General features: G+C 74.0%; 19 protein-coding genes. 9 read left to right on the top strand and 10 right to left on the bottom strand.

Going from position 1 to position 24,096, the window contains the following annotated elements; genetic code table 11:
- The first annotated feature begins 4 nt into the window (after positions 1-4).
- The gene (locus ACFT5B_RS10415; protein WP_386797932.1) at positions 5-982 is read left to right on the top strand and encodes a squalene cyclase; all 978 of its coding nucleotides are present in this window, start codon (positions 5-7) and stop codon (positions 980-982) included.
- Between the two features lie 5 nt (positions 983-987).
- Here ACFT5B_RS10415 and ACFT5B_RS10410 read toward each other — a convergent pair whose 3' ends face one another.
- Positions 988-1,392, bottom strand: coding sequence for a nitroreductase family deazaflavin-dependent oxidoreductase (locus ACFT5B_RS10410; RefSeq protein WP_386797931.1), 405 nt, complete (start codon positions 1,390-1,392; stop codon positions 988-990).
- Positions 1,392-1,994 (bottom strand): HhH-GPD-type base excision DNA repair protein, encoded by a 603-nt coding sequence (locus ACFT5B_RS10405; protein ID WP_386797930.1) that lies wholly within the window; start codon positions 1,992-1,994, stop codon positions 1,392-1,394. The genes ACFT5B_RS10410 and ACFT5B_RS10405 overlap by 1 nt, the downstream gene beginning before the upstream one ends.
- Positions 1,995-2,409: 415 nt before the next feature.
- Here ACFT5B_RS10405 and ACFT5B_RS10400 point away from each other — a divergent pair, with 415 nt between their 5' ends.
- Together ACFT5B_RS10400 and cofC are read left to right on the top strand one after the other, a co-directional pair.
- Positions 2,410-2,997 carry a hypothetical protein gene (locus ACFT5B_RS10400; RefSeq protein ID WP_386797929.1) on the top strand — a complete coding sequence of 196 codons (588 nt, stop codon included), beginning with the start codon at positions 2,410-2,412 and terminating at the stop codon, positions 2,995-2,997.
- 64 nt (positions 2,998-3,061) lie between these two features.
- Entirely contained in the window at positions 3,062-3,691 is a 630-nt protein-coding gene (gene cofC, locus ACFT5B_RS10395; RefSeq protein WP_386797928.1) for a 2-phospho-L-lactate guanylyltransferase, read from the top strand.
- A 131-nt stretch (positions 3,692-3,822) separates the two neighbouring features.
- Here cofC and cofD read toward each other — a convergent pair whose 3' ends face one another.
- The 4 genes from cofD to ACFT5B_RS10375 all read right to left on the bottom strand — a co-directional run bounded on the left by cofD (position 3,823) and on the right by ACFT5B_RS10375 (position 7,889).
- Positions 3,823-4,830, bottom strand: coding sequence for a 2-phospho-L-lactate transferase (gene cofD, locus ACFT5B_RS10390; protein WP_386797940.1), 1,008 nt, complete (start codon positions 4,828-4,830; stop codon positions 3,823-3,825).
- A 98-nt stretch (positions 4,831-4,928) separates the two neighbouring features.
- Positions 4,929-5,744, bottom strand: a complete 816-nt coding sequence (locus tag ACFT5B_RS10385; RefSeq protein ID WP_386797927.1) for a putative F420-0 ABC transporter ATP-binding protein — start codon at positions 5,742-5,744, stop codon at positions 4,929-4,931.
- Complete coding sequence (locus ACFT5B_RS10380) at positions 5,741-6,823, bottom strand: putative F420-0 ABC transporter permease subunit (RefSeq protein ID WP_386797926.1); 1,083 nt, start codon at positions 6,821-6,823, stop codon at positions 5,741-5,743. Before ACFT5B_RS10380 ends, ACFT5B_RS10385 begins: the two co-directional genes overlap by 4 nt.
- Positions 6,824-6,830: 7 nt before the next feature.
- Positions 6,831-7,889: a putative F420-0 ABC transporter substrate-binding protein gene (locus ACFT5B_RS10375; RefSeq protein ID WP_386797925.1), complete on the bottom strand. Its 1,059-nt coding sequence runs from the start codon at positions 7,887-7,889 to the stop codon at positions 6,831-6,833.
- A 204-nt stretch (positions 7,890-8,093) separates the two neighbouring features.
- On the opposite strand from ACFT5B_RS10375, the gene ACFT5B_RS10370 reads away from it, so the two are divergent.
- The 3 genes from ACFT5B_RS10370 (at position 8,094) to ACFT5B_RS10360 (ending at position 12,553) form a co-directional block, all read left to right on the top strand.
- Complete coding sequence (locus tag ACFT5B_RS10370) at positions 8,094-8,909, top strand: SDR family oxidoreductase (RefSeq protein ID WP_386797924.1); 816 nt, start codon at positions 8,094-8,096, stop codon at positions 8,907-8,909.
- A gap of 189 nt (positions 8,910-9,098) precedes the next feature.
- A complete protein-coding gene (locus ACFT5B_RS10365; protein ID WP_386797923.1) occupies positions 9,099-11,471 on the top strand; it encodes a glycosyltransferase family 29 protein in 2,373 nt (790 codons plus the stop codon).
- On the top strand, positions 11,468-12,553 hold the full coding sequence (locus ACFT5B_RS10360) for a hypothetical protein (protein ID WP_386797922.1): 1,086 nt from the start codon (positions 11,468-11,470) through the stop codon (positions 12,551-12,553). Before ACFT5B_RS10365 ends, ACFT5B_RS10360 begins: the two co-directional genes overlap by 4 nt.
- 700 nt (positions 12,554-13,253) lie before the next feature.
- Here the strand turns inward: ACFT5B_RS10360 and ACFT5B_RS10355 are convergent.
- The 4 genes from ACFT5B_RS10355 to ACFT5B_RS10340 are packed head-to-tail and all read right to left on the bottom strand — an operon-like array spanning position 13,254 to position 17,778.
- A complete protein-coding gene (locus ACFT5B_RS10355) occupies positions 13,254-14,666 on the bottom strand; it encodes a basic amino acid/polyamine antiporter (RefSeq protein ID WP_386797921.1) in 1,413 nt (470 codons plus the stop codon).
- A 43-nt stretch (positions 14,667-14,709) separates the two neighbouring features.
- Positions 14,710-17,034, bottom strand: coding sequence for a SpoIIE family protein phosphatase (locus tag ACFT5B_RS10350; protein WP_386797920.1), 2,325 nt, complete (start codon positions 17,032-17,034; stop codon positions 14,710-14,712).
- Entirely contained in the window at positions 17,031-17,462 is a 432-nt protein-coding gene (locus ACFT5B_RS10345) for an ATP-binding protein (protein ID WP_386797919.1), read from the bottom strand. The genes ACFT5B_RS10350 and ACFT5B_RS10345 overlap by 4 nt, the downstream gene beginning before the upstream one ends.
- A 10-nt stretch (positions 17,463-17,472) precedes the next feature.
- Positions 17,473-17,778 carry an STAS domain-containing protein gene (locus tag ACFT5B_RS10340; protein ID WP_386797918.1) on the bottom strand — a complete coding sequence of 102 codons (306 nt, stop codon included), beginning with the start codon at positions 17,776-17,778 and terminating at the stop codon, positions 17,473-17,475.
- 365 nt (positions 17,779-18,143) lie between these two features.
- On the opposite strand from ACFT5B_RS10340, the gene ileS reads away from it, so the two are divergent.
- From ileS to dhaK, 3 genes are all read left to right on the top strand, one after another.
- Positions 18,144-21,500, top strand: a complete 3,357-nt coding sequence (gene ileS, locus ACFT5B_RS10335; RefSeq protein WP_386797917.1) for an isoleucine--tRNA ligase — start codon at positions 18,144-18,146, stop codon at positions 21,498-21,500.
- The gene (locus ACFT5B_RS10330; protein ID WP_386797916.1) at positions 21,497-22,921 is read left to right on the top strand and encodes a bifunctional folylpolyglutamate synthase/dihydrofolate synthase; all 1,425 of its coding nucleotides are present in this window, start codon (positions 21,497-21,499) and stop codon (positions 22,919-22,921) included. The genes ileS and ACFT5B_RS10330 overlap by 4 nt, the downstream gene beginning before the upstream one ends.
- Before the next feature lie 159 nt (positions 22,922-23,080).
- A complete protein-coding gene (gene dhaK, locus ACFT5B_RS10325; protein WP_386797915.1) occupies positions 23,081-24,076 on the top strand; it encodes a dihydroxyacetone kinase subunit DhaK in 996 nt (331 codons plus the stop codon).
- Positions 24,077-24,096: the final 20 nt, after the last annotated feature.

The following is a 24,096-nucleotide window of genomic DNA, read 5'->3' as shown; positions in this document are numbered from 1 at the left end:
GACGATGACCACGCTCACGACGACCTCCTGGCTGCTCGACCAGGACCCGGCGCTGCGCTGGCGGGTCGAGCGTGACCTTCTCCACGAGCCGGCGGCCGTCTGGGAGGCGACGCGCGCCCGGGTCGCGACCGAGGGCTTCGGCGCCCGCCTCCTCGCGCACCAGGACGACGACGGCCGATGGGCCGGGGGCGCGTACTTCCCCGCCGACTTCGACTTCCACGGTCCGGAGGCCCGCCCCGGCGCCGGCCAGCCGTGGACCGCGACGACGTGGAGCCTCAACGCCCTGCGGGAGTGGGGGCTCGACCCCGAGGTGCTCCGGGAGCGTGGCACCGTCGAGCTCCTCGCCGACGGGTGCCGCTGGGAGTACGACGACCTGCCCTACTGGGGCGGCGAGGTCGACTGCTGCATCAACGGGTACACGCTCGCCAACGGCGTGTGGCTCGGGGCCGACGTGGCGGGCATCGCCGACTGGTTCGTCCGGCACGCGACCGCGGAGGGCGGGTGGAACTGCGCCTGGGTCGACGGTTCCGTGCGCTCGTCCGTGAGCTCGACCCTCAACGCGCTCGGCGGGCTGCTCGCGCTCGAGGAGGCCGGCCGCGGGACGGACGCCACGCGGTCCGCCCGGCACGGCGGCGAGGAGTACCTCCTGCGTCGAGGGCTGTTCCGGCGTCTGACGACGGGCGAGCCGATCACGGACGGCATCGACGCCTACGCCTACCCGTTCCGGTGGCACTACAGCGTGCTGCGCGCCGCCGACCACTTCCGCCGGGCCGACGCGCTCGACGGGCGCGGCCGGGACCCGCGGATGGCTGACGCGGTCGAGCTGGTCCGCTCCGCGCGGCAGCCCGACGGCACGTGGCTCCAGCGGGAGCGGTACCCGGGACGCGTCTGGTTCCACGTCGACGTCCCGCCCGGCGAGGCGTCGCCGTGGCTCACGCTCTACGGGACCCGGCTCCTGGACTGGTGGGACGCGGCCGTCTGAGTCGCTCAGGACGCGCGTCGGGGGCGCGCGAGCAGGACGTCCTCGGTGCCGAGAGCGCCGAGGAACGTCCGCGGGAACCAGGGGAGCAGGGCCACGGCCTCGGGGCCGTGGACGAGCCGGAGATCGCCCAGCCGGTAGCGCACGCCCTTGCGGACCAGGGTCAGGCCACCGGCTGCCTCGCCGTTGCGGACCCAGTCGACGCGGGGGCCGTACGGCAGCGCGAACACGACGTCGATCCCGCCGTCGAGCCGCCGTCGCGCCATCGCGACCACGGGCGTGCGGAATGCGCGCCCGCTGCGCCGTCCGACGTGCTCGACGACACCGAACGGCGGGAACCGCTCCGTGAGCGGCATGACGTGCGGGTTGAACCAGCGCTTCGCACCCTGCGGGATCGAGGACGGCAGCGGCATCAGCGGGTCTTCCTCTTGGCGGCCGCCTCGGCCTTGACGGCCTTCTTCGTGGCCCGGACCTCCTGGAGCGAGGCCTCGTCGACGACGTCCGCGACCGAGCGTCGCGACCCGGGTTCGCCGTAGGGTCCCGCGAGCTCGCGCCATCCGTCGGGCTCCACGCCATACTGCTTGCCGAGGAGTGCCAGGAAGATCCGGGCCTTCTGCGCCCCGAAACCGGGGAGCGCCTCGAGCCGCGCCAGGACGGTCCTTGCGCCGGGGTCGTTCCCGGCGTCGTCGGCCGCGGTCCACAGGCGCGACGTGTCACCGTCGTACTGCTCGACGACGATCCGCGCGAGCGCCTGGACGCGCTGCGCCATCGAACCCGGGAAGCGGTGCACCGCGGGCGGCTGCGCGAACAGCGCCGCCAGGTCGTCCGGGGGCGCGTCCGCGACGGCGCGGACGCTCAGCCCGCCCATCCGGTCAGCGATCTTCGCCGGACCCGCGAACGCCGTCTCCATCGGGACCTGCTGGTCCAGCAGCATGCCCACGAGCAGGGCGAACGGGTCGGTGCTCAGGAGCGCGTCGGCGTCGGCGTCCCCGGTGAGCCAGAGTTGCGCGGTCATGCGTCAATAGTGCCTGCCTCGAGACCGCGACGCAGGCGTCGCGTCGACGGGGGCATGGTGGGTCGTGTCCAGAGTGACCGGCTGCGTCTCCTGAAGGTCGACACGCAAGGAGCGCAGTGCGTCGCATGGCGCGCTCGATCGATCCGGGCGACGTGACCCGATCGACTTTTGATGGACGTTACGAGGGCGCGCCGGCGCTCGTGGCCGGACCGCGGCCGAAAAGCTGATCGAGGACCTGGACCCGAGCCGGGGGCCCGCACCAGGAGACGGGCGTCAGGCCTGGCGCGCCTGGCCTGCGTGCGACGTCTCCGCGATCCTTCGCCTCTTGTTCTTCCTTTCGACGCTGACTGCACTCATCGTGCCCGCCCGGTCGACCAACGCCGAGGTGTTCGCAGCCGACCGGCATCATGGGTGCATGTCCAGCAAGAAGTCGAAGCCACCCATCGACAACAAGGCGATCCGTGTGCGGCTAGAGCGGGCACGGGACGAGCGCCTCGTCGTGGGCGCGCGCCGCTGGATCCGGGGTGCGGACTACCTCGAGGGTTTCGTGGTCGGTATCGGCAAGCGCTGGGTGGCTCTCGCCAAGCTCGACAGCCGGGTGAGCTTCGACGGCTGGACGCTGCTTCGGCTCAAGGACATCCAGGCCGTCACCCTCGAGCCGGATCCCGACTGCTTCACGGTCAAGGCCCTGCGAGCCCGTTCCGAGTGGCCGCCTCCCTCAGCTGACGTCGAGCTCGACGATCTGCGGGGCGCTGCGACGGCCGCGGCGGCGGTGGCACCGACGACGTCGGTGTTCGTGGAGTTCGACCGACCCGACATCTGCTACATCGGTTCCCTCGTCTCCGTCGACGACAAGGGTCTGCGGCTGCTCGAGGTCGACACCCAGGCGGAGTGGCGCCGCAAGCCGCGGTCGATCGACCGGGACGACGTCACGCGGATCGACTTCGGCGGACGCTATGAGGAGGCACTTGCTCTCGTCGCCGGAGCGGCCCCAGATCAGTGAGTCGCGGTCGTGGGCCGCCGCGAGACCGGCACTTACCCTTCCTGCGGGACGCGAGAATGAGGGCATGACCTCACGCGCGCCCGGGTGGACCGTCGTCGTGCCCGTCAAGGGAGGGCCGGACGCCAAGTCGCGGCTCGCGACCCACGTCGACGCCGGCGCGCGGCGGACGCTCGCCGACGCCCTCGCGCTCGACACGCTCGACGCGGTGCTCGCGACGCCGTCGGTCGCGTGCGTCGTCGTGGTGACGGGGGAGGGCCGGCTGCTCCCGGCCGTTCCCGACGACGGCCCGCGCGTCATCCACGTCGACGACCCCGGGCAGGGGCTGGGTGCCGCGGTGCGCGCCGGCCTCGACGCGGCCCCGGACGCGCCGACCGCGGTGCTGCTCGGCGACCTGCCCGCCCTGCGGCCGGCCGACCTCGACGCGGCGCTCGCGGACGCCTCCGGGCACGAGCGCGCGTTCGTGCCCGACGCCGACGGGACCGGCACCACGCTGCTCACCGGACGTTCGCCGGAGCACCTGCGGCCGCGGTTCGGCCAGGGTTCCGCGGCCGCGCACCTCGAGGCCGGGCACGTGCCGCTCGGTGCACGCTCCAGCCTGCGCCGCGACGTCGACACCGCGGCCGACCTCGATGACGCGGCGGCGCTCGGCGTCGGGCCGCGGACGTCGGCGTTCCTCGCCGCGCGCGTCTCCTGAGCAACCGGCGAACATCGACGCCGGCGGTCGCCGAGGAGCCGGAATCCGCGGCCCCGAGCGTCGACGGGGAGCAGATCCCGGCCTCTCGCGCGGCATGCGGCCGGCGGTGTGACCGGGTCTCGGACGATGGCTCAGGCGAGCCGCGACCCCAGCCCGGCGAGGTCGAGCGCGGCGGCCGCGATCGCCTCGGTCGCGGTCAGCCCGTCGTCGCCGACGGCGTCGCCCATGAGCAGCGGCAGGGCGCGCGCCTCGATGCTCGCGTCGCCGAGCGCGGGCACCGCTCCCGCGTCGGCCGTGTCGACGAGCCACCCGTCGAGCAGGCCGCCCGTGGACCGGGCGCCGTAGTGCTCGCCGACCGCGAGGGCCGTCGTCTCGACGCCGATCGTCGTGAGGCACGCGTCAGCCATGCCGCGCACCGGGGCGCCCCCGACGATGGGCGCGACCCCGACGACGGGCGCCGCCGTGGCGCGCAGCGCGTCGCGGATCCCCGGCACCCCAAGGATCGTCCCGACCGACACCACGGGGTTCGACGGCGGCAGCAGCACGACGTCGGCGCCGGCGATCGCGTCGAGCACGCCCGGCGCGGGGAGGGCGTCCTCGACGCCGACCTGCACGAACCGGCGCGCCGGCACCCCGGCGCGCAGCCGGACCCACCACTCCTCGAAGTGCACGGTGTCCGACGCGCCGGACTCGCTCTCCAGCTCCACGTGCGTCTCGACGCTCTGGTCGCTCATCGGCAGCAGTCGCGCCCCGGGCTCCCAGCGCCCCGCGAGCCGGGCCGTCACCTCGGACAGTGGCAGCCCGCGGCGCAGCAGCTCGGTCCGCGCGACGTGGGTCGCGATGTCGAGGTCGCCGAGCGTGAACCACGGCCAGCCGAGCCCGTAGGCGTGCAGCTCGGCGGAGACCCGGGCCGTCTCCTCGCGCCGGCCCCAGCCCTGCTCCTCGTGCACGACGCCCGAGAGCGTGTACATGACCGTGTCGAGGTCGGGGCAGACGCGCAGGCCGTCGAGCCACATGTCGTCGCCCGTGTTGACGACGACGGTCAGCTCGGCGGCCACGTCGCGTCGCCGCAGGAGGTCGCGCAGGCCGCGCGTGAACCGGGCGCCGCCGACGCCGCCAGCGAGCAGGGTCGCGCGCAGGGGCCGGGCGTCGTCGGTCCGGGCGGCGTCGGTGCGGGGGATGGAGAGGGTCACGGTGCCTTCGCTCTCGCGGGTCGGACGGTCAGTCGGGTCGGGAGTCACGCTTCGGTGTAGGCGAGCACGGGGCGTCCCGTGCGGGGATGGCGCAGGACGTCGACCCGCACCCCGTACACGGGCTCGAGGACGTCGGGCACGAGGACGTCCTCGACGGTCCCGGCGGCGACGACGCGCCCGCCCGCGAGGAGGACGACGTGGTCGCACGAGTGCGCCGCCATCGTGAGCTCGTGCAGGGCGGTGACGATGGTGACGCCGTCGGCGGCGAGCTTGCGCAGCACGGTCATGGTCTCGAGCTGCGCGCGCACGTCGAGGTGGTTGGTCGGCTCGTCGAGCAGCAGGAGCCGGGGCTGCTGGGCGAGGGCGCGCGCGAGGTGCACGCGCTGGCGCTCGCCGCCGGACAGCGTCGTGACCTCGCGGTCGCGCAGCGCGGCGGCCCCGGCGGCGTCGAGCGCCTCGAGGGCGGCGGCCCGGTCCGACGCGCGGGGCCCGGCGAGCAGCGAGCGATGCGGGATCCGTCCCAGCAGGACGGCGTCGAGGACGGTGATCGGCAGGTCGGTCGTGGCGTCCTGCTCGACGAGCGCGACCGCCCGGGCGCGGGCGCGCGGCGAGGTGGCATGCAGGTCGGTGCCGTCGAGTCGCACCGTGCCGCCCTCCGGGCGCCGCACCCCGGCGAGGAGGCGCAGGAGCGTCGTCTTGCCGGAGCCGTTCGGGCCGAGGAGGCCCGTGACGGTGCCGGGCGGGGCGGTCACGTCGACCCCGTCGACGAGGAGCCGGCCGCCCGCGCCCCAGCGCAGACGCTCGGCCGCCAGACCGCCGGGGGGCAGGGCACCGCCCGGCCCGAGGACGTCGTCGGTCATGCCCGCCCCCTCCCTCGCCACAGCAGGAACGCGAACACGGGCGCGCCGACGGCGGCCGTCATGACGCCCACCGGGATCTCGCGGGGAGCGAAGACGGTCCGGGCGGCGGTGTCCGCCCACACGAGGAAGCTCGCGCCCAGAAGCCCGGACAGGGGCAGGAGCAGGCGGTTGCGCGTCCCGACGACGAGCCGCACCGCGTGCGGCAGCACGAGCCCGACGAAGCCGATCGACCCGGACTGCGACACGAGCGCGCCCGTGAGGATCGCGACGAGCACGAGCAGGATCCGGCGCGCCCGCTCGACCGGAACCCCGAGGGCGGCAGCGGCCGTGTCCCCGAACGTGAACGCGTCCAGGAGCGACCCGCTCGCGGCCAGCAGGCTGCCGAGCACGAGCGTCGCGCCGCACGTCACGGCGACCGACGTCCACGTGGCGCCCGCGACCGAGCCGAGGAGCCAGGACAGGATGTCCTGGTAGGAGTCGCCGGTCGACGTCCAGAAGATCACGAAGCTCACCCCTGCCGACGCGAGCTGGCTCACGGCCAGCCCGGCGAGCACGGTGCGCGACGGCGTCAGACCGCCCGCGGCGCCCGCGAGCCCGAGCGTCGCGAGCAGCGCCAGCAGGGCCCCCGCGAACGCGGCCACGGGGAGCACGAGCGCGACGCCCAGCCCGAGCACGCAGACCGCGCCGAGCGACGCCCCCGACGACAGGCCGAGCAGGTAGGGGTCGGCGAGGGGGTTCCGGGTCAACGACTGCATGACGACGCCGCACACCGCGAGCCCCGCGCCCACGCCCGCGGCGGTCAGGACGCGCGGGAGCCGCAGCTGCCAGACGAGGCCGTCCTGCAACGGCGTGAGCGGGTCGAGCCCGAGGGCCCCGCCGAGCCCGACGTGCTGCGCCACGGAACGCCACACGTCCGCGACGGGCAGGTGCGCCGGGCCGAGCGTGACCGCGACCGACACCGTGACCAGGAGCAGCACGACGGCGCCGGTCAGCCACGCGGCGGTCCGTGGCGCGCGCGACCGGCCCGGGGCGTCGGGCGACGACGCGGCCGGGCGTGCGGCGGTGGCGGACGCGGTCACGGGGTCGTCACGACCAGTCGAGCTTCTTCAGGGCGGCGGCGAGCTGCGTCGCGGCGTCGACGTTCCGGACCCCGGCCTCGGTGCTCGCGAACGGCAGCACGACGAAGCGGTGGTGCTTGACGGCCTGCAGGTTCTTGGTCGCGCCGTTCGACTCGAGGTAGTCGATCTTGGCCTGGGCCGTGTTCCACGACGCGTCGACGAGCACGAGGACGTCCGGGTCGGCGGCGATGATCTTCTCCCACGACAGGGGCGTCCACGTCATGGGGACGTCGGCCGCGACGTTCTTCAGCCCGACGGTCTTCATGATCATCTCGGGGGCGCCGATCCCGGCGCCGACGTACGGGGTGCCGTTGCCGGACGACCACCACAGCGCGGTGTGGCCGCCGCCGTCCTGCGCGACCGCGGCGAGCTGCTTCTTCTGCTCCGCGACGAGCGAAGCGGCCCGTCCCTGGACGTCGAAGATCGTCCCGACCTCGGTGATCTCGCCGAACACGTCGTCGAACGTGAGCGGGTCCGGCTGGTAGGCCTTCTCCTGGCACGCCGACGGCGACACGTACGTGTTCACACCGAGCTTGGCGAGCGTCGGCCGCGCCCCTGCGCCCTGCGCGGAGACGTTCGACTCCCAGCCCGCGTAGACGAGGTCGGGCTGGAGCGCGAGCACGGCCTCCGACCCGGGGACCTGTGCGGCCATGGGCTTCGTGATCGCGTCGTTGCCCGCGGCGGCGGTCTTGAGGGCGTCGGGCAGCGGACCGTCGAGGAACGCCGAGCCGACCACGTGGTCGCCGAGGCCGAGCGCGAGCATCATCTCGGTCGTCGAGGACTTGATCGTCACGACCCGGTCCGGCGCGGCCTGGAACGCGACCGTCGTGCCGCAGTTGTCGAGCGTGAGGGGGTAGGTGGTGCGGGGACCGGCGTCGGTGGCGGCCGTGCTGCCGGTCGTGACGGCGCCCGCCGAGGACCCCGGGTCGGACGAGCAGGCGGCGAGGTTGACGGCGGCGAGGGCGGTCGCGGCGCCGACGAGGACGCGCGTGCGGGCGCGACGAGGACGGGTGGGAACGGTCGACAAGGACGGAGCCTTTCCGGCGTGCGGGAACGGTGCGGCGAGGTGGCGTCGGCGGGCCCGAGGACGGGCGCCATGCGCGCGACGACGGCGCGCGCCGGGACACGCGGTCCAAGTCCGGGCCGCCGCGACGAGCCAGGCACGGCTCGCGATCCCACGGCCAGCGTAGTCGCGCTCGCGTCCGAGCGGGACACGGGTAGCGTTCCGACCATGAGCGAAGTTCGGACGGCGGGGCAGACCGGGAGCACGGACGGCGCGACGGACGGTCGGGGGCGCCGTGGACGGGCGCGTCGCGCGGTCGTCACGGGGGCGTCGTCGGGGATCGGTGCGGCGAGCGTCGCGGCCCTGCGCGCGGACGGCTGGGACGTCGTCGCCGTCGCGCGCCGCGAGGACCGCCTGCGCGAGGTCGCGGAGCGCACGGGCGCGACGTACGTGGTCGCCGACGTCACGAGCGACGACGACGTGGCGCGGCTCGTCGAGCGGATCGTCACGGAAGGCCCCGTGGACGCCCTCGTGAACGTCGCGGGAGGTGCCCTCGGCGTCGACCCGGTGGCGCAGGCCGACCTCGACCAGTGGCGCCAGATGTACGAGCTCAACGTGCTGGGGACCGTCCGCGTCGTCCAGGAGCTCCTGCCGGCGCTGCGCGATGCCGAGGGGACCGTCGTGGTCATCACGTCGACGGCGGCGCACGAGCCGTACGAGGGTGGCGGCGGCTACGTGGCGGCCAAGACCGCGGAGCGCGTGGTCGCGCGCACGCTCCGGTTCGAGCTCGTCGGCGAGCCCGTGCGCGTGGTCGACATCGCGCCCGGCATGGTCCGCACCGAGGAGTTCTCGCTCGTCCGCTACGGCGGCGACCAGGCCAAGGCCGACGCCGTGTACGCGGGCGTCCCCGGTCCGCTGACGGCCGAGGACGTGGCCGAGGCGGTGCGCTGGACGCTGTCGCTGCCGCCGCACGTCGACGTCGACGAGCTCGTGATCAGGCCGCGCGCGCAGGCCTCGGCCCAGCGCGTCGACCGGCACGCCTGACGCTCGGTCGCGCCGACGTCCCGTCGCAACCGACGGGTCGTGTCGCGTTCACCGGGGGTTCGCCGCCGGTTCGGATCCATCCGCCTACCATCCGCGGACCACGAGGTCGCGCGGGTGGGCACCGCCTGCGACGACGGCGGCGCACGCCCGCGTGACCTCTCACCCGTGCTGTCGGCTGAATCCGGTGAGATGAACCAGAACCTCAAGAAGGTCCCGCTCGTGCGAGCCGCGGCGTGGCGGCTCCGCGCGCTCGACAAGCGCCTGTTCGGCCACGCGGCACGGATCGCCGCCGACCGTGGCCGCGGAGTGGGTAAGGGCCCGTACGTCGACGACCTCGCGCTCACGCGGGCCGAGTGGCGCGACCAGGGCCCGACGCCGGCGCTCGCGGCACGGGCGCGCTCGATGGGCCTCAACTCGGTCGCCTGGAACATGCTCCCGACCAAGCTCTGGCTCGTCTTCTGCGGCGCGCTCCTCGAGGCGGGCGACCGCGACGCGGCGGAGCGGCTCGTGCGCACCCTCCTCCTCAAGCGGCCCGACGACGTCGACCTCCTCGCGGCTTGCCTCCCGGTGGCCCGGTTCGCCCGCGACCTGGGCGTGCCCGACGCCGACGTGGCGCGGGCCGCGGACGCCGCCGACGTGCTCGCCACCAACCTCGCCGACGACGTCTTCGGGCGGCTCGTCGTCGGGCGCACGATCGCCGTCGTCGGGAACGGGCCGGGATGCCTGGGCGCGGGGGGCGGGGCGGAGATCGACGCGCACGACCTGGTGGTCCGGTTCAACAACCACCCGACCGGGTACGAAGCCGACTACGGCTCGCGCACCGACGTGTGGGTCCGGGGAGCGCACAAGGACGTCCGAGACCGCCCCGAGATCGAGGACCTGCGGCTCGTCGTGTGGGAGATGGACTTCTTCCGGAACCTCCTCGAGCTCCCCGAGCACGGCGACATCCTGCAGCGCGACACCCAGTTCTCCCCCGAGAAGGTCACGCACGTCGGGACGGCGACCAAGCAGTCGCTGCGGGACGCGTCCGGCCTGCTCCTGCCGACGAGCGGCGCGCAGCTCCTGTGGATGCTGCACGAGGCCCGCGGGAGCCTGGAAGGCGTCGACGTCTACGGCTTCTCGACGATCGACGGCAGCGAGGAGCTCGGCCACTACTTCGACGGCCTCGGCGACATGGGCAACCGGCACGACGCCGACGGCGAGGGCGCGTTCCTGCGCGGCCTCCTGGCGGCCGGTGCGCACGCCGCGGACGGCGTGACGGACGAGCTCGCCGCCCGCCGCTCGGCCCGGGACGGCGTGCCCCACGCCGGCGAGGTGACGGTGGTGAGCTGCGCCTACCGGCAGTACGACCCGGCCACCGGCAAGACCGGCGGGCCCGGTGGGGTCCTCGCGACCCAGCGGCTCGCGCTCGGCGACGCGTACCGGGGCCAGCGGCTCGTCTACGTGTTCGACGAGGGCGGCAAGGGCGCGCTGCGCGACCGGCTCGCCGTCCAGCTCACGGGCCTCAGCGCGAAGGTCGCGGACATCGTCCTCGGGGCCGAGTACGTCCGGACGTCTCCGGAGGTGCTGCGCGCGCAGGCCGAGGGCCGCCGGCTGCTTCTCGTGTGCCACGAGCTCGGCACCGCGTACGGCGCGCACCTGCTGGGCGTGCCGTACGTGCTCGTCTACCACCAGCAGGGCAGCACGCTCCAGGAGATCCGGTCGCTCGGCCGTCAGCCGGGGGCGCACGAGGCGCACGTCGCCGACCGGCTCGAACGGCTCGTCCTCGAGAACGCTCAGCGGGTCTACTTCCCGAGCCTCGGCGCCCGCGAGGCGTACCGCGCGACGTCGCGGATCGACGAGGCCGGCCACGTCGCCTTCGCCGACACGGCCCTCTACAACACGGTCTCCGCGGTCGACCACGGCGAGGCGGCGGGCGACCGCGCCGCCCTGCTCCGCACGCTGGCGCACGAGCTCAGGCTGCCCGCCAAGGACGACCGGACGGACGTCTTCGTCAGCGTCGGCGACTTCAACAGCGACAAGGGCCTGGACCGCGTCCCCGCCCTCCTCGACCGGTACGCCGAGCTCACCGGCCGTGAGGTCGTGTGGGTCGCGGTGGGCGCCGCGGCGGACCGCGCCGACTTCCTCGCGTTCAGGGACGCGCAGAAGGACCGGCGGTTCACCGCGCGCATCTTCGGGGAACGGATGACCCACGACAAGCTGCTCGCACTGCTCGACTACGCCGACTACTACGTGATGCTCCACCGCAACTCGATCTTCGACCTCGCGACGCTCGAGGCCATGCGGGCCGGCAAGGCGCTCGTCCTGTCGCCGGTCGGCGGGAACCTCGAGGTCGACCGCGACGGCAACGTCCTGTTCGTCGACGAGGCCACGATCGACGACGCGTGCCGTGTCATCGAGAGCCGCGACGCCGTCGCGTGGGGCGAGCGCAACCGCCGCGTGTTCGAGGACCACTTCTCGCTCGAGCACTTCGCCGAGCGCTACCGGGCGATGCTCGACGAGCAGCTCGACGCCCTGCTCGACCCGGCGGCGTCCGGCGAGGCCGAGGGGCAGGCGTCGTGAAGCGGGCCCTGTGGATCACGTGCGGGCCGCGCGGCAACGCGGGCGACGCGCTCCTCTACGAGGTCACGCGTGCCCTCTTCGACGGCCTCGTCGACCTCGACTTCCGGCACGTGAGCGACCCGTCGTACCTGCGCCGCGGCGACAAGCGCACGGACAACGTCATCATCGGGCCGGGCGGCCTGTTCGTGCAGACGAACTCCTCGCGCCACCTCCACGCGAAGCTCGCCAAGCAGTGGGACCGGTTCGAGAGCAAGCGGTTCTTCCTCTGGTCGACCGGGGTGCTCCAGCAGCCCACCGACGAGGAGGAGGCCGCGGTGCGGCGCGTGACCTCGCGGTCGCGGCAGATCGTCGTGCGGGCGACCAAGGAGGCCGAGCTCCTCCGCAAGATCGGCCCCGTGACCGACCCCGTGTGGGCGCCCTGCGCGTCGCTGTTCACCGACCGCCTGCTCGGCGTGCCGAAGACCGTCCGGGACGTCGTCGTCGTCAACCTCGACGCGTTCCTCTTCACCGAGGGCAACGCGGCCGACCACCCGCTGCGCCGGTTCGTCGACCACGCGAACGCCCAGGGCCTCGAGGTCCGCTCGATGGTCAACGCGTCGGGCGACTTCAACCCGTGGCTGCTCGACCTGATCCCGCCCCTCGAGATCGACGCGGCGCCGTTCAAGGCCGCGCTCGACGCGGAGCTGCCCACCAAGGACTTCCACCGGACGTTCAACGAGGCGCTCGCCGCCCACCCGTCCTACGGGGCGCGCTACACGTCGTGCCGGTTCGCGTTCGGCAAGCGTCTGCACGGCTGGCTCCCTTTCCTCGCGTTCGACCAGCCCGCGGCGTTCGTCGGGATGCAGGCGCGCCGCGGGATGCCGCGCGACTACTTCGGCGACGACACGTTCCTGTGCGCCGTGCCGCGTCGCAACCCGATGTCGCGTGAGCAGCTCGACTCGACCGCCGACGCGATGATCGCCAAGCTCGACGACTTCGTCCGCGACGAGGACGTGCTCACCGTCCGGATCGCCGAGCGGCGCGAGGAGCTCTGGGCCCGGCTCCAGGGGCAGGCGCGGGCGCTCGCGGACGCCCTCGTGTGAGCCCAGCACCACGCGCCACGGGCCCCGGTTGGCCGAGTGTGACCTTGGGGCCCGCCGAGTGTGAGGTTGGGGTCCGCCGAGTACGACGTTCGGTCCGCTGAGTGCGACGTGCGGGGGTCGACCATGCGGTCATCCACCGGGTCCTCGCCGACCATGACGTTGTCCACCGTCTTGCCGTGCCGAACGTGAGTGACCCCCTGTTCGGCGGCCGGCTGTGGTGGGCAAGCGCATGTTCGGCACGCGCGTCGGTCGATCCCGAGCGACGAAGCGGGGAAGGCTGGGTCTCCAGGACGAGCTGACGCGCCGATCCCCGGTCTGGAGTGCGCACGACGGCGAGGCAGGGAGCCCAAGCCCCTCTGCTGGTGGCCGGGGGCGGCGCGGGGGGCGGCGCCGAGGCCGCGCGGTGGCCCGGTGGGGCACCGAACGGCCGACGGTGATCCCGGGGGGCGGGCTGTGTGGGCGAGGGACCAGCCGGGCGGGTGGGTGCGGGGAGGTGGTGAAGGACGTCAAGGAGTGCGCAGGGCCCCCGGGCCGGAGCACGACAGTCCGAACCGGCTCGCCGCACCCGCCCGCGAACCCGACCACAGCCGCCCACGTCACCATCGGCGAACCGGACGTGACCATCGGCGAACCGGACGTCACCGTCGGCGGACGGGGCGTCGCCGTCGGCGGACGGGGCGTCACCCGCGCCCCGGGGGCGTCAGAGGTGCACGGCGCCCGTCGCGAGGCACACGATCCCGACGACCGCGCCCACGCAGATCGCGACCAGCCCCGCGAGCTCGGCGCGGCTGAACGCGCGCCGGCCGGCCTCGTGCCGGGCGCGCGCGAACAGCACGCTCGCGGGCGCGTAGACGACGAGCACGACGAGCAGGTACGCGGGCCCGGCCGCGACGAGCAGGAACAGCGTGTACGCGGTCGCGAGCACCGCGACGACGGTCTCGGCCCGTCGGCGGTCGTGGACGCCCACGAGGACGGCGAACCCGGCAGCGAGCACGTAGGGGACGATCGCGAGCGTGGCGGTGAGGTCGAGTGCGAAGTCGAAGGCGTCGGCGGACAGCAGCGTGAGGACGAGGAGCACCTGCGCGAGCGCGGAGGTGAGGAACAGCGCCGGGACCGGGGTGTCGTGCGCGTCGGCCCGGGCGAGGAAGCGTGGGAGGTCGCCGTCGCGCGCGGCAACGAGCAGCACCTCGGCGGCCATGAGCGTCCACGCGAGGTAGGCGCCGAGCACGGACACGACGAGCCCGACGCTCACGAGGACGCCGCCCCACCCGCCCACGGCCGCCTCGAGCACGCCCGCCATCGAGGGTTGCCGGAGCGCGGCGAGTTGGTCCGCGGGGAGGATCCCGTACGACACGACCGACACGGACGCGAACAGCGCGAGCACCGACACGAACCCGAGCACGGTCGCCCGGCCGACGTCGCGCCGTCGGCGGGCGTGCCGGGAGTACACGCTCGCGCCCTCCACGCCCAGGAACACGAAGACGGTGACGAGCGTCACGCCGCTGAGCTGGGAGAAGAACGACCCGGCGGACGCGGGCGCCGAGAGGTTGTCGGCGAGGACCCGCGGGTCCAGCAGCGTCGCGCACAGCACGACGAAGACCACGATGGGGACGACCTTCGCGACGGTGACGACCCGGTTCACGACGACGGCCCCCGTGACCCCGCGCCGCACGAGCGAGAACACGGCCCACAGGCCGGCGCTCGCGAGCACGACGGCGAGCACCGAGTCGCCCTCGCCGAGAGCGGGGAAGACCGCGCCGAGGGTCGACATCACGAGCACCCAGTAGGTGACGTTGCCCGCGCACGCGCTCGCCCAGTAGCCGACCACCGACAGGAACCCGGGGTACTCGCCGAAGCCTGTCTTCGCGTACGCGTAGATGCCGGCGTCGAGCGCGGGACGACGGACGGCGAGCGTCTGGAAGACGAGCGCGAGCGTGAGGGTCCCGGCGCCCGCGACGGCCCACGCGCCGAGCGTGCCCCAGACCCCGGTCTTCTCCGCGAACCGCGCGGGGAGCGAGAACACGCCCGCGCCGACCATGGACCCGACGACCATCGCGGTGAGCGCGCCCACCCCCACGGTCGTGCGGACGCTGCCGGCGGTCGAGCTCGTCATCGTCGCTCCTCCGACTCCCGGGTCGCGGGGCGTCCGCCCCCGTTCAGCGTCGCGCGGCGGTCCCGTCCCCGCGACCGTCGGTGCGGTCCTGACGAGCGGCGGGTCCCCGGCGGACCAGGAGGAGGGTCGCGTCGTCCGTGGACGCAGGGTCGCGGACGCGCGCGACGAGGTCGTCGACGCTCGTCGCCTCGTGGCGGGACACGATGCGGGCGAGCCGGGACATGCCCGCGCGGACCGACTCGGTGCGCCGCTCGACGAGCCCGTCGGTGAAGAGCGCGAGGAGCCCTCCGGGAGGGATCTCGCCGGTGCCGACGACGGCGGACGCCGCTCCCACGCCCAGCGGGCGCGTCCCGAGCTGCTCGAGCCACCGGACGCGGCGCTCGGCGTCGGCGACGAGCCCCGGGAGGTGACCCATCGAGGCGTGCTCGAACGTGCCGTCGTCGGGGCGCACCAGCACGACCGCCAGGGTCGCCACCTGCTGCGGCATGGTCCAGCCGGCCAGGGCGGTGAGGTCTTCGAGCGCGCTCTGGAGCGAGGTGCCCGTGACGAGCGCCGCGCGGAGCGCGTTCCGGAGCTGCCCCATCGCGGCGGCGGCGCGCAGCCCGTGCCCGGTGACGTCGCCGACGACGAGCCCGAGGCGCCCGTCGGGCAGGACGAGGGCGTCGTACCAGTCCCCGCCGACGAGGCCGCTCCCTGCGGCGTCGTAGCGGGCATCGACGGTCCAGCCGTCCGGCTGGGGCAGCACGTCGGGCAGGAGGCTGCGCTGGAGCGACTCGGTGGCGCGGACCTCGCGCCTGCCCCGTCGGTAGAGCACCTCGACGAGGTGGCGCCTCAGCGCGCGGGCGGACTCGAGCTCGGCGGACGACCAGGCCACGCTCCGTCCCCCGACGACCTCGCGCCACCGCTCGAAGGACTTGCGGGGGCTGAGCCGGACCTCGGCGCCCTCACGGCGTGCGATGGCCTTGTTGTGGGGGTCGCCGCCCCAGTCGACGGTGCGCTGCACCTCGCCGCGCAGCCACACCACGGCCTGCCGGTCGGGGAGCGCCACGGCGAGCACCCCGGCGACGTCCGGGAGAGCAGCGGCGACCTCGGGTGCGTCGCGGGCGAGCGAGTCGGTGGCGACGACCTCGCCGCCGTCGGCGGTGACCCAGTCGAGCAGCCGCGCGGCGCCCGCCTCTCCGGGGACCTCGCCGCGGCCCGCGACCCGGCCCTCCGCGAGGACGACGGCGCCGTCGGCGCCGAGCGCGTCGACCAGCCGGTCGTCCTGCGCGAGCAGGGTGGCGAGCGGCGTGTCCTCGTCGGTGCTGGTCGCGACCAGCTCGGCCAGGAGCGCGGCGGACCGCGTGGTGGCCGCGGCGCGCTCCTCCTCGGCCTGGGCGACGAGCCGCACGGAGAGCGTCGAGCCGAGGAACTCCGCCGCGGTCCGGACCTCGTAGGGCGGGTCGTGCGGGCCGGCGTAGTGGTGGCACGCGATGAGGCCCCAGAGCTTCCCGTCCCGCAGGAGCGAGATCGACATGGACGCGCGGACGCCCATGTTGCCGAGGTACTCGAGGTGGATCGGGGACACGCTGCGGAGGGTCGAGTAGGTGAGGTCGAGCGGCTGCCCGGTCACGGGCAGGTCGGTCGGCACCACGGGGACCGCCTCGTAGCCCACGTCCGCGATCAGCCGGATCCAGTTCTTCTCGTAGAGCGCCCTGGCCTGCGCCGGGATGTCCGACGCCGGGTAGTGCAGCCCGAGGAACGCGTTGAGCGCGGGCGTCCTCGCCTCGGCGACCACCTCGCCGTTGTAGTCCTGGTCGAAGCGGTAGATCATCACGCGGTCGAAGCCGGTCAGCGTGCGCACGTGGCGGGCGGTCGCCTCGAACAGCGCGTCGAGCGTGGCGGCACGCTCGAGGTCGCCGAGCGCCTCCCGGACGGACCGGTACGTGCTGGAGAACTCGAGAGGCCGGGCCGACGCGGCGCGTTCGAGCTCGACCACGACGACGCCGTCCACGCCGTCGGGCAGCGGCGGTCGGTGGAGCACGGCGTCGAGCGGCAGGTCTTGAGCTCGCGGCGCGCGGACGGGGACGGGGTTCCGGGGCGCCAGGTCGGCGTGCCGGCGGGCGTGGTCGAGGAGCACGTCCGCGTCGTCGCCGAGCACGGTGCGCAGCTGGTGCCCGACGGCGTCCTCGTGCGACGTCCCCGTGAGCTCGCGCAGGTTCGCCGAGGCCTGCAGCACCACGCCGTCGTCTTGGCGGAGCACGAGGAGCGCCCCGCGCGGCTGGATCAGTCCCGGGATGTGGATCGGCTCGCGTGCGCAGTTGTCCAGGTCCACCGGCTCGCCGGGGGCAAGGAACGGGACGGCGTCGGCGTCCACCGGCGAGGTCACGACGCCTGCCGCTCGCGGGGGTCGAAGCGGGCCCAGACGTGCTTGTCGCGACCGGTCACGTACGAGCCGACGTCCTGGGCGAGCCGTTTGACGAGGACGAGCCCGAAGCCTCCCTGGCCGGGGTCGCGGCCGCTCACGACGGCCGGCTTCACGTCCGCCGCGTGGTCCACGGCGTCGATGAGGTAGCCCGTCCCGTCGACGAGCAGGCGGAGTCGCGCCGGTCGTCCGCCGTGCCGGAGGGCGTTGGTCGCGAGCTCGCTCGCGACGATGAGGAGCCGGTCCACGTCCGCGACGGCCGCGGGCCAGGCGTCCCCGGCCAGGAGCTCGCGCAGGCTGGCGCGGACGACCGCGAGGTCCTCGAGGTCGTCCAGGTCCCAGGTCGCGATCTCCCGGAATGACGACGGCGCCGCGTGGGTCTCGATCGTCACCGTCGCGTCCTCAGGACTCGAGCTCGAACAGATCCGTCACGTTCGCGAGGTCGAGCAGGTCGCGAACGTTCTCGGGGGCACCGGCGATCCGTGGCGGCTGCTCGCAGGACGCCGCAGCCAGGTAGAGGAGCCGCAGGCCGCCCGAGTCCATGAACGTCACGCCCGAGAGGTCGAGGCTCACCGTGGAGTGGCGGCTGAGCGCCGCGGCGACCTCGTGCTCCGTCGCCTCCGCGACCGCCGCGTCGACCTCGCCCCACATGACCCAGTGGGCGCCGTCGCGCTCGATACGGATGCCACCGGTGGTGGGCTGCGGCATGAACTCGGCTCCTCGTGACGTGCGACACATGGTCCACGCTTCTCGAGACCTGGTAGCGCCGCAACTCTAGCGGCTCGCGTCGGTCGGCACCGGTTACGATGGGCGCACAAGGCGTCGACCCGGCCATCACCGGCGAGCCTCCGGAAGAACAGGCCCTCGAACCGCGGCGCTCGCGCCCGTCGTCGGTCGGCCTCAGTAGAACCGGACGGGAGGGCCCGTCACAGCCCTGAAGGAGCGGTCGTCGGAGCGCCGGCGACAAGCGGGGTGGTACCGCGGTCCGCCGCGCCGGGTCACCGGTCGGCCGGGTCGTCCTCGCAGCACGGCAGCACGCGACCACCCTCTCCACCGCTCCGGGAGCCGAACCCATGGCCCACTACCCCCAGCACCGCTCCGGCGACGACGCGCGCGTCCCCGCCTCGCCGAACCTGCCCGCCGTCGAGCAGGGCACGCTCGCCTTCTGGAAGGCGGACGGCACGTTCCAGGCGTCGATCGACCAGCGGCCCGCGGGCGACGAGGGCAGCAACGAGTTCGTCTTCTACGACGGCCCGCCCTTCGCGAACGGCCTGCCGCACTACGGCCACCTCCTCACCGGGTACGTCAAGGACGTCGTCCCGCGCTACCAGACCATGAAGGGCCGCCGGGTGGAGCGGCGCTTCGGCTGGGACACGCACGGCCTGCCCGCCGAGCTCGAGGCCGAGCGGATCCTCGGCATCACGGACAAGTCGCAGATCGACGAGATGGGCATCGCCGCGTTCAACGACGCGTGCCGGTCGTCCGTGCTGCGGTACACGAAGGAGTGGGAGGAGTACGTCGAGCGGCAGGCCCGCTGGGTGGACTTCGAGCACGACTACAAGACGCTCGACGTCACCTTCATGGAGTCGGTGCTGTGGGCGTTCAAGCAGCTGTACGACAAGGGCCTCGCCTACGAGGGCTACCGGGTCCTGCCGTACTGCTGGCGTGACGAGACCCCGCTGTCCAACCACGAGCTGCGCATGGACGACGACGTGTACGCGTCGCGCCAGGACCCCGCCGTCACCGTGGGCCTGCGTGTTGCGGGCGCGCGCGACGGCTCGCCCGCCGCGGCCCTGCCCCAGGCGACGCGCTCGGTCGTCGACGGCGCCCTCGTACTGATCTGGACCACGACCCCCTGGACGCTGCCCTCCAACCTGGCGGTCGCCGTCGGGCCGGACGTCGACTACGTCGTCGTGCAGCCGCAGGACGGCTCGCCGTTCGCCGACGAGCACCCGGGCGAGCGCGTGCTGCTCGCCCAGCCGCGGCTGGCGGCGTTCGCGCGCGAGCTCGGCGAGGAGCCGACCGTCCTCGCGACCGTGCGCGGCTCGGACCTCGCGGGCGCCACCTACCACCCGCCGTTCGACTACTTCGTGGGCCACGAGCACGCCCACCAGGTGCTGCTCGGCGACTTCGTCACGACCGAGGACGGCACCGGCGTCGTGCACATGGCGCCCGCGTTCGGCGAGGACGACATGGCGGCGTGCGACGCGGCGGGGATCACGCCCGTCGTGCCGGTCGACCAGCGCGGCCGGTTCACGAACCAGGTCGGCGACTACGCGGGCGAGCAGGTCTTCGACGCGAACCCCATGATCATCGCGGACCTCAAGCGCGTCGCCGGCCCGGTCGGGCGCCGCGCCGCCGACGAGCGCCCGGTGCTCGTCCGCCACGAGACGTACCAGCACTCCTACCCGCACTGCTGGCGCTGCCGGAACCCCCTGATCTACAAGGCGGTGTCGAGCTGGTTCGTGCGCGTCAGCGCGTTCCGCGACCGCATGGTCGAGCTCAACCAGGAGATCTCCTGGACCCCCGAGCACATCAAGGACGGCCAGTTCGGCAAGTGGCTCGAGGGCGCGCGCGACTGGTCGATCAGCCGCAACCGCTACTGGGGCTCGCCGATCCCGGTCTGGCAGAGCGACGACCCGGCCTACCCGCGCACCGACGTGTACGGGTCGCTCGCCGAGCTCGAGCGCGACTTCGGCCGCCTGCCCGTGAACGAGGCCGGCGAGGCCGACCTGCACCGCCCGTTCATCGACGACCTGACGCGCCCCAACCCGGACGACCCGACGGGCCGCTCGACGATGCGCCGCATCCCCGACGTGTTCGACGTGTGGTTCGACTCCGGCTCGATGCCGTTCGCCCAGGTGCACTACCCGTTCGAGAACACCGAGTGGTTCGAGCACCACTTCCCGGGCGACTTCATCGTCGAGTACGTCGGGCAGACGCGCGGCTGGTTCTACCTGCTGCACGTCCTGTCGACGGCGCTGTTCGACCGGCCCGCGTTCCGCTCGGCCGTGTCGCACGGCATCATCCTCGGCGACGACGGCCGCAAGGCCAGCAAGTCGCTGCGGAACTTCCCCGACCCCCGGGAGATGTTCGACGCCTACGGCTCGGACGCCGTCCGCTGGTCGCTCATGAGCAGCCCGGTGCTGCGCGGCGGGAACCTCGTCGTCGCGGAGGAGAGCATCCGCGACGCCGTGCGCCAGGTCCTGCTGCCGCTGTGGAGCACGTACTACTTCTTCACGCTGTACGCGGGCGCCGCGAACGACGGCGAGGGGTACGTGGCACGGTCGGTCGGGTCCGACGGCGGCGCGTCCGCCGAGGGGCTCGACGCCCTGGACCGCTACGTGCTGGCCCGGACGCGGGGGCTCGTCGAGCGGACCACGGAGCTGCTCGACGCGTACGACGTCGCGGGCGCGTGCGAGGCCGTCCGCGAGCACCTCGACGTCGTCACCAACTGGTACGTGCGCACCCAGCGCGACCGCTTCTGGGCCGAGGACCACGCCGCGTTCGACACCCTGTTCACGGTGCTCGAGCTCCTCACCCGCGTGATGGCGCCGCTCGCGCCGCTCGTCACCGAGGAGGTCTGGCGCGGGCTCACGGGCGGCCGGTCCGTGCACCTGACCGACTGGCCGACCGCGGCCGAGCCGGCGCTCGCGGGTCTCGGTGACGACGCGGACGCGCTCGTCACGTCGATGGACGAGGTCCGCGCCGTCGTGTCCTCGGCGCACGCCGTCCGCAAGGCGCACCAGGTGCGCGTGCGCCAGCCGCTCGCACGGCTCACCGTCGTGGTCGCCGAGCCCGAGCCGCTCGCTCCCTACACGGACCTGATCGCGTCGGAGCTCAACGTCAAGGCAGTCGAGCTCGCGGGGCTCGAGTCGGGCGCGGCGGAGCGGTTCGGCATCAGCCAGCGGCTCGCCGTCAACGCGCGCGCCGCCGGCCCGCGCCTCGGACGCGGGGTCCAGGCCGTCATCAAGGCCGCGAAGGCCGGGGACTGGTTCGTGTCCGACGCTGACGCCGTCGTCGTCCGCACGCCCGACGGTGACGTGCCGCTCGAGCCCACCGAGTACGAGCTCAGCACGGTCGTCGGGGGAGACGCCGCCGACGCGGGGGAGAGCATCGGGGCAGCCGTCCTCGCGGGCGGGGGCTTCGTCGTGCTCGATCTCGCGCTCGACGACGCGCTCCGCGCCGAGGGATACGTGCGCGACCTCGTGCGGGCCGTCCAGGACGCCCGCAAGGCCGCCGGCCTCGACGTCGCGGACCGCATCGACCTGCGCGTCGAGGTTCCCGCGGAGCACCTGGCGGACGTCGAGAAGCTCGGCGAGTTCCTCTCGTCCGAGACGCTCGCCACCAACCTGGACCTCGCCCCGCTGCCGGACGCCGCGCAGGACCGGAGCCCGGTCGTCGTCGTGAGCAAGGCGGTGCGGGCATGAGCGCGCGTCCGGCCGCGGGCGGGGCCCCGCAGCGCAGGAAGGGCGCCGACGCGAGACGCGCCGCCGAGGACTCGGCCGCCCAGGCGGACCTCGACCGGATCTGGGCGCACATCGAGGCGCGGGCCCCCGAGCACGACTTCGACCCGACGCTCTCGCGGGTGGCGCGCGTGTTCGAGATCCTCGGGGCCCCGCAGCACTCGTTCCGGTCGATCCACCTCACGGGGACCAACGGCAAGACGAGCACCGCGCGGATGACGGAGCGGCTCGTGCGAGAGCACGGACTGCGGACGGGACTCTTCACGAGCCCGCACCTGACGAGCGTGACCGAGCGGATCCAGATCGACGGTGAGCCCATCTCCGCGCAGGGCTTCGTCGACACGTGGAACGACGTGTACCCGTACATCCAGATCGTCGACGGCGAGCTGCAGGCCTCGGGTCAGTCCCAGCTGTCGTTCTTCGAGGTGCTGACCGTGGTCGCGTTCGCGGCCTTCGCCGACGCGCCCGTCGACGTGGCCGTCGTCGAGGTCGGGATGGGCGGCGAGTGGGACTCGACTAACGTCATCGACGCGGAGGTCGCCGTCGTCACGCCTGTCGCGCTCGACCACGAGCGCTGGCTCGGGCACACCGTCGGTGAGATCGCGCGCGTGAAGGCCGGGATCATCAAGGAGGGTGCGACGGTCGTCTCGGCGGAGCAGACCGACGAGGCGGCGGAGGTGCTGGCCGCGGCCTCCGCCGCGCGGCACGCGCGGCTGCTGCGCGAGGGCGAGGAGCTCGCGGTCGTCGAGCGGACCGTGGCCGTCGGCGGACAACAGCTCACGCTGCGCACCGCCGGCGCCGTCTACCAGGACGTCTACCTGCCGCTGTTCGGCGAGCACCAGGCCCACAACGCGCTCCTGGCGCTCGCGGCGGGCGAGGCCCTGCTGACGGGCGGCCGGGCGCTCGACGGCGCCGTCGTGGAGGCGGCCTTCGGTGGAGCCACGTCGCCCGGCCGGCTCGAGGTGGTGCGCTCGTCGCCGACCGTCGTGGTCGACGCCGCCCACAACCCGGCCGGCGCGGAGGCGCTCGTCGCCGCGCTCGACGAGGCGTTCGCGTTCACGCGCCTGGTCGGCGTGGTCGGCGTCCTGGGCGACAAGGACGCCGAGGGTGTCCTGGCCGCGCTCGAGCCGGTGCTCGCCGAGGTCGTGGTGACGCAGTCGTCGTCCCCGCGGTCGACGCCGCCCGACGAGCTCGCGGAGGTCGCGCGCGACGTGTTCGGCGAGGACCGCGTGCACGTGGCCGACCAGCTCTCCGAGGCGCTGCAGATCGCCGTCGACCTCGCCGAGGCCGGCGACGAGACGGGCGTGGGCACGGGCACGGGCGTCCTGGTCACGGGCTCGGTCATCATGGCGGCGGACGCGCGGATCCTCCTCGGCCGCGGCTGAGCGGCCTCGCTGCACGTTCTCCCAGGTGGCGCGCGCGGACGCGCGCGCCGGTGTTTGATGGTGCCAGGCGGCGGGCACGAACGGGGGCGGCGCACCGCCGACGACGTCGTCCCGGAGACCTCCGGGGCGCTCGAGGCCCTGTCACGGAGGACGAGCACAGTGAAGAAGCTGCTGAACGATCCCGCGAACGCCGTCGTCGAGTCCGTCGAGGGCTTCGTCGCGGCGCACGCCGACATCGTCGAGGCCCACTACGACCCCATCTACGTCTCGCGGGCGGGCGGTGCCGTCGCGGGCAAGGTGGGCCTGGTGTCCGGGGGCGGCTCGGGCCACGAGCCGCTGCACGCCGGCTTCGTCGGGCAGGGCATGCTCGACGCGGCCGTCCCGGGCGCGGTGTTCACGTCGCCGACGCCGGACCAGATCGCCCCGGCGTTCGTCGCGGCGAACGGCGGTGCGGGCGTCCTGGCGATCGTGAAGAACTACACGGGCGACGTCCTGAACTTCGAGACCGCTGTCGAGCTCGCGGAGGCCGAGGACGTCGAGGTGGCGAGCGTCGTCGTGAACGACGACGTGGCCGTCGAGGACTCGCTCTACACGGCGGGCCGCCGCGGCGTGGCGGGGACGGTGTGCGTCGAGAAGATCGCGGGCGCGGCGGCGGACCGCGGGGACGACCTGGCCGGCGTGGCCGCGGTCGCGACGCGGGTCAACGCCAACGTGCGCTCGATGGGCGTCGCGCTGACCGCGTGCACGGTGCCCGCGTCAGGCAAGCCGAGCTTCGACCTCCCGGACGACGAGGTGGAGATCGGCATCGGGATCCACGGCGAGCCGGGTCGGCACCGGATCAAGCTCGAGCCCGCGGACGCGATCACGCAGCGTCTCCTCGACCCCGTCGCCGACGACCTCCAGATCTCCAGCGGCGAGAACGTGCTGCTGTTCGTCAACGGCATGGGCGGGACGCCGTCGTCGGAGCTGTACGTCGTCTATCGTCAGGCGCGCAAGCTGCTCGAGGCACGTGGTGTCGTCGTCGCGCGCTCGCTGGTCGGCAACTACGTGACGTCGCTCGAGATGCAGGGCGCGTCGGTGACCGTCCTGCGGCTCGACGACGAGCTCACGACCCTGTGGGACGCCCCGGTCCACACGGCCGCGCTGCGCTGGTGACGCCGGCGGGCCACGCTGGT

The organism is Luteimicrobium sp. NPDC057192, from assembly GCF_042670205.1.
Lineage (GTDB): Bacteria > Actinomycetota > Actinomycetes > Actinomycetales > Cellulomonadaceae > Luteimicrobium.
Note: the sequence above shows the minus strand (reverse complement) of the source record. Positions and strands in the feature narration are given on the sequence as shown.

What these genes read in the sequence shown, in the direction of transcription:
- ACFT5B_RS10415 (WP_386797932.1), top strand. Translation starts at nt 5, where the DNA reads ATGACCACGCTCACGACGACCTCCTGGCTGCTCGACCAGGACCCGGCG.
- ACFT5B_RS10410 (WP_386797931.1), bottom strand. Translation starts at nt 1,392, where the DNA reads ATGCCGCTGCCGTCCTCGATCCCGCAGGGTGCGAAGCGCTGGTTCAAC.
- ACFT5B_RS10405 (WP_386797930.1), bottom strand. Translation starts at nt 1,994, where the DNA reads ATGACCGCGCAACTCTGGCTCACCGGGGACGCCGACGCCGACGCGCTC.
- ACFT5B_RS10400 (WP_386797929.1), top strand. Translation starts at nt 2,410, where the DNA reads ATGTCCAGCAAGAAGTCGAAGCCACCCATCGACAACAAGGCGATCCGT.
- cofC (WP_386797928.1), top strand. Translation starts at nt 3,062, where the DNA reads ATGACCTCACGCGCGCCCGGGTGGACCGTCGTCGTGCCCGTCAAGGGA.
- ACFT5B_RS10385 (WP_386797927.1), bottom strand. Translation starts at nt 5,744, where the DNA reads ATGACCGACGACGTCCTCGGGCCGGGCGGTGCCCTGCCCCCCGGCGGT.
- ACFT5B_RS10370 (WP_386797924.1), top strand. Translation starts at nt 8,094, where the DNA reads ATGAGCGAAGTTCGGACGGCGGGGCAGACCGGGAGCACGGACGGCGCG.
- ACFT5B_RS10365 (WP_386797923.1), top strand. Translation starts at nt 9,099, where the DNA reads ATGAACCAGAACCTCAAGAAGGTCCCGCTCGTGCGAGCCGCGGCGTGG.
- ACFT5B_RS10355 (WP_386797921.1), bottom strand. Translation starts at nt 14,666, where the DNA reads ATGACGAGCTCGACCGCCGGCAGCGTCCGCACGACCGTGGGGGTGGGC.
- ACFT5B_RS10340 (WP_386797918.1), bottom strand. Translation starts at nt 17,778, where the DNA reads ATGCCGCAGCCCACCACCGGTGGCATCCGTATCGAGCGCGACGGCGCC.
- ileS (WP_386797917.1), top strand. Translation starts at nt 18,144, where the DNA reads ATGGCCCACTACCCCCAGCACCGCTCCGGCGACGACGCGCGCGTCCCC.
- ACFT5B_RS10330 (WP_386797916.1), top strand. Translation starts at nt 21,497, where the DNA reads ATGAGCGCGCGTCCGGCCGCGGGCGGGGCCCCGCAGCGCAGGAAGGGC.